The following is a 2,337-nucleotide window of genomic DNA, read 5'->3' as shown; positions in this document are numbered from 1 at the left end:
TTTTGACGCATGTTTGGCGCGGTCATAATACTGCCGTTCGACGCCAGCGGATTGCCGCCGATAATGAGCATGTATTGGGTACGATTGACGTCGGGCACAGGAATGCGCAGCATATGCCCAAATAGATGCATACTGACGATGTGGTGTGGTAGTTGGTCGATGGAAGTCGCAGAAAAGCGACTGCGCGTCTTTATACTACTAAGTAAATGCTTAATGGTCAGCATGCCGCCTAGGTTATGGACGTTTGGATTGCCTAAATAAATACCAAGGGCGTTTTTACCATGTTTTTTCTGTACCGACTGAATGCCAGCAGCAACTTTATCTAGCGCCTCAGACCAGCCAATCTCTTTCCAACCGTGAGTAGTTCTCTCAACGGGCTGACGCAGACGATCATTGTCTTCATGCAAGTCTTGTAAGGCAGTCGCTTTTGGGCAAATATAACCTTGGGAGAATGGGTCGTCTTTATCGCCTTTAATCGATAACACTTTTTCACCATCGTGCTTAATGACGATACCGCACATCGCTTCGCATAAATTGCAGGTTCTAAAATGGGTTTGCTCATTCGTCTTGGTTTGCTCGTTACTCATGGCACGCTCCTTGTGATTTTCCTACCGTCAACTCTATACCTATAATCAACTCTATATAAGTCAAATACGATATCAGGTTTATTCAACGTACTTTTGTACACATTTTTTGTGTTTACGCTCTCTTGAACTGACTATATAAATTTCGTTCTATCATATTTATAGCTTCAATTATTTTTAACGCAAGAGCACACTCTAGTAGTTATTGTAGCTATTGTTATAACAATAAGATTATATCTATTTAAGCGGCAGCTCTATAAATGAATATTTAACAAAGCATATTTATTTGGCTAATATGTCTTTAATCAAATCGCATATCTCAGCTCATGCGTTTAAAAACTATTTATTGTACTTACGCAATCTAAAGAAAAATCATGAACTCTTTACATAGATAAGGGGCTTCTAACAAAGGTATGCAGACAACCATAATGAAGTAACACTCTAAACATTGCATATACAGACAATGCAATTGTTAGCACCTATATTAGATATCACCAGTTGGCTTGTTGGTATCTACCAATGACAACTGTACGACGAATAAAATATTAAATAAAGACAGATGGAATGATTGTCTCAAAAATTAATTCAACAACAACAGAAGGAATATAATAATGAATGAACATACTCTAAAAGGCGAATGGAACCAAATGAAAGGCGCTGTTAAGCAAAAATGGGGCGATTTGACTGATGACGATCTTACCCATATTGAAGGCAGCCGTGATAAATTGGTCGGCCGTGTACAAGAGCGCTATGGTCATAGTAAAGATGACGCTGAACGCGAAGTAGACGATTGGCGCCGCGAACACAAATACTAAGATATTTTTTTACTAAAGAGTAGATAAATAGTATTTAAAGTATCTTAATCAGAAAATAAAAAACCGCATCAACGTTATGCGGTTTTTTAATGGTCAATAGCTTATGTACTGTCCAACCAATCTGCTTAATAAACTCGTTGAGAGACGTACTTAATAGACCAGAAAAATAATTTCTGATTGTAGTTCTGTTTTGCTTTTAGCCCGTTTATCTCATTGCCCAGTAAGTTAAAAAATTCTTTACTATAGCTATACTCTAGTAAAATGGAATTTTCTTAACCGTTAGACACGATAAAACCGCATAGCAATTTATTGTTATGCGGTTTTATTGTTAACTATCCATGTTACCTATCACGACTGACTGTTATACATCCTTGCATAATATTCAGTATGTTGTGATACTAGGCATCCTGCCCTTTTTACTACGACTATCACAGCATATACTGCTGCTCTCAGCAAAGGTTATATATCCTTACTCCACTTATTATTATCTTCCTGATGCTAACAAGTGAATCATTATCCTTAATGCGGTCAACTCAATCCTTGAGTCATACTCCCTAATGCCGTGTGACTATAGTGTCAAATTATTGCTTTCATGTTAAGTCGCGTAAGCGTCATTGCTTGTAAGCATATGCTTACACAGCGATTCTGCATATTCCTTATAATAGCTCGCTATACCCTGCAGTATAACCAAGATTAAATCAGTATCTCACCGATGATGCCCACTAAAAACCCGAGACAAGCGCCCAATGATGTCAAATAATGATGATCAAGTTTACTCTCAGGAATAAGATCTTGAATGAGCAGATATAAAATACCGCCACTAGCAAATATCATCAGATGGGCAGTCAAATCTGGATATGAGCTCAGTAAATAGTGACCGATGAGCGCTGAGATAATACCAAAAAAGCTTAAACCAAAAAATATCAATAAGGTTTTTT

Annotated in this window: 2 protein-coding genes and 1 pseudogene; 1 reads left to right on the top strand and 2 read right to left on the bottom strand. The window is 37.7% G+C overall.

Going from position 1 to position 2,337, the window contains the following annotated elements; translation table 11 throughout:
• A partial coding sequence (locus ACS8FD_RS13090; RefSeq protein WP_439276213.1) for a molybdopterin-dependent oxidoreductase occupies nucleotides 1-587 on the bottom strand: 587 nt, incomplete at its 3' end.
• A gap of 608 nt (nucleotides 588-1,195) precedes the next feature.
• On the opposite strand from ACS8FD_RS13090, the gene ACS8FD_RS13085 reads away from it, so the two are divergent.
• On the top strand, nucleotides 1,196-1,399 hold the full coding sequence (locus ACS8FD_RS13085; RefSeq protein ID WP_299218560.1) for a CsbD family protein: 204 nt from the start codon (nucleotides 1,196-1,198) through the stop codon (nucleotides 1,397-1,399).
• 693 nt (nucleotides 1,400-2,092) lie between these two features.
• Here the strand turns inward: ACS8FD_RS13085 and ACS8FD_RS13080 are convergent.
• Nucleotides 2,093-2,337 (bottom strand): annotated as a pseudogene (locus ACS8FD_RS13080) (ZIP family metal transporter); the annotation flags it as partial.

Source organism: Psychrobacter sp. 1U2 (genome assembly GCF_051847575.1).
The sequence above is the reverse complement of the archived record's forward strand: the minus strand, read 5'-3'. Positions and strand labels throughout refer to the sequence as shown.